We start from the raw sequence: 2,426 nt of genomic DNA on the forward strand, positions 1-2,426 counted from the left end.
CTACTTGGGAGACCTTTTAAACCCATGAATCGCTCTTGTTTTCCAAAGGTAAATCCTTCCATACCTTTCTCTATTAATAACGCCCCTATACCTTTTGAACCCTTTTGTTCACTCATACGTACATAAACTAGATAAGCCTCACTATGTCCACCACCAGAAACAAATCTTTTTGTCCCATTTACAACATAATAATCACCGTCAAGGGTAGCAGTAGTTTTCATATCTGTTAGAGCTGATCCTGCTTCAGGTTCTGTCATTCCAACAGAAATTAACATTTCACCACTACAAACTTTGGGTATGTATTTTTCCCGATGTTCTTTTGTTCCAAAAAGGTTTATTACCATTACTGGGCCCACACTAGATTCAAAAATAGGAAAGGCTGCCAAAGGGGATACTCTAGCGATCTCTTCTATAACCAATACTGCCTCGAAAACTGTTAATCCTTGTCCTCCAAATTCCTCAGGTAAAGTAATGCCCATTAAACCCAAATCATTATATTTTTTAGTTAAATCATCAGGATAACACTGTTCATTTTTATCCCATTCCATAGCTTTTGGTCTAATCTCATTTTCAGTCAATGAGTGAACCATTTCCTTTAATATTTTTTGTTCATCACTTAAATTAAAATCCATCTTTTAACTCCCTTATATTAACTTAGTTATATTCGCTAAGCAATTCGACAATTTTTGCGCTACTCTTTTAATATATTTACATCATTATATTTAGTTTTAATTGGCATCAATGGATAAAACAAATAATATAAAAAGCTATTTTAAAAATAATGTTTATTTATGAATAATCTAAAGTATTCCCAATAATTGGAAAAGTAGAGCCACCTTCAGAAAAGACAATGATCTCTGCGTTTTTTTTAAGTTTTTTAGAAGCGCGATCTATAACTTCTTGTGGCGTATTACAATGATGAAAAAATCCAAGATGCCTTATTTCCTTACTATTTAAGGTGGGAACATATAAGAATAAATTATATTCCCTCATTAACATAAGCGTATAATATGCTAGAAACTTTTCCTCTACTTTTAAATCTTTTTTAACTATATTTAAAAAACGAATAACATTTGCTTTACCCATTAATTTAAGCAAAGACTTTAATATAGGATATGGTGGAGGTTTGTCAGGTAAAGGTATATCATCAAGACCTTTTTCGGCTCTCAAAAAACCCATAACTATACCATTTTTTGAAAGAGCTGGCAAAGAATTGGCAACACACTTCATACTCTGCTTAAAATTAATCTCCATTGGATAAGAATTAACTATAATTCCATCTACCTGTTTGTCTACCTTTAAACCTGATGTTTTAATACAGAACTTAACACCTTCCCTATGAGATTTAATTGGATCACCTGCAAAGGCATTTATTATATTTTGTTTGTCATCTAGTATTACATTTAATAAAAACATATTAGCAGGTATAAAATTTTTTATTTCTTCCAAATCTAGTCTAAAATCATTATTTTCAGGTATAATCCCAACCCTGTTAAATGCATATGGTGGTTTTGAAATCATAACGTGATGTTCTCCTATTGCGCTTGCTGATGCAAGCCCAGGGAATATATTCTTTAGGCCACCCCCATATCCTGCCCATAGGTGTGGTTCGATCATGCCTATTATAACAACTAAGTCACACTCATTTAATTTTTTATTAAGTATAACTGGTGTTTTTAAGCTAGTCTCGCCAAAATAATGTTGTAATTTTGAATTAAAAGCATCGTGGTTAGACCAAGTAATCTGCTTTAAATTGTGTTCACCAATTTTTTTAGCCATATCGCTCTCTGACATTGGGGTATGAATGCCTAAGCCAGGTATAAGGTGTATTAGGTTTTTGTTGGCCCCTGCTTTTATTAATTCATCTAAAATTAGATGAAAAAATTTATGGGTGGGGGTTGGTCTAGTATTATCATCTATAACAATTAATATGCGTTTTTCAGCTAAATTTAGTGATGAAAGAGGTGAAAGTCCAATTGGATTACTTAAAGCATATTTTATGATACCTTCTTCATCTAAGTTGTTTTTATTCTGATATGAGATCCTTTTTGGGATATTTACATTCCACGAATCAGGCAGTGATACTTTTAAATATTCTTTTCCCCAAGGTAAACTAATATCCATTGTTATTTAATATTATAATCTATTTATATTAAAAAGCTACATTAAATTCATTAATATTTCTAATATTTTCAAACATTAATAAATTTATATAAAATATTAAGATGCTTTATTATCATTTAATTTAAAAGATAACAAATAAAAAACAATGCCCCGTCTTTGCCAAAAAAATGTGTAAAGTACTGATGTATATAGATGCTGATTAAAAATTATTCACTAGATATTTTTTATTGCGTAAAATTTTGTATTTTCCTTCCAACTTAACAATGTGGGATTCAAGCTGTAATTTTTTACAGTAATGTTTT

2 protein-coding genes are annotated in these 2,426 nt (G+C 30.7%); both read right to left on the reverse strand.

Translation table 11 applies throughout. The features are described from left to right. Positions 1-632 (reverse strand): acyl-CoA dehydrogenase family protein (locus tag SVN78_10220; protein ID MDY6821982.1); only part of this gene is annotated, 632 nt, incomplete at its 3' end. A 157-nt stretch (positions 633-789) separates the two neighbouring features. Beyond that, positions 790-2,124, reverse strand: coding sequence for a nickel-dependent lactate racemase (larA, locus tag SVN78_10225; GenBank protein ID MDY6821983.1), 1,335 nt, complete (start codon positions 2,122-2,124; stop codon positions 790-792). Positions 2,125-2,426 lie beyond the last annotated feature (302 nt).

Source organism: Deferribacterota bacterium (genome assembly GCA_034189185.1).
Lineage (GTDB): Bacteria > Chrysiogenota > Deferribacteres > Deferribacterales > UBA228 > UBA228.

Bases quoted from the DNA above. Each gene is read 5' to 3' on its own strand.
- larA (MDY6821983.1), bottom strand. From the start codon at position 2,124: ATGGATATTAGTTTACCTTGGGGAAAAGAATATTTAAAAGTATCACTG.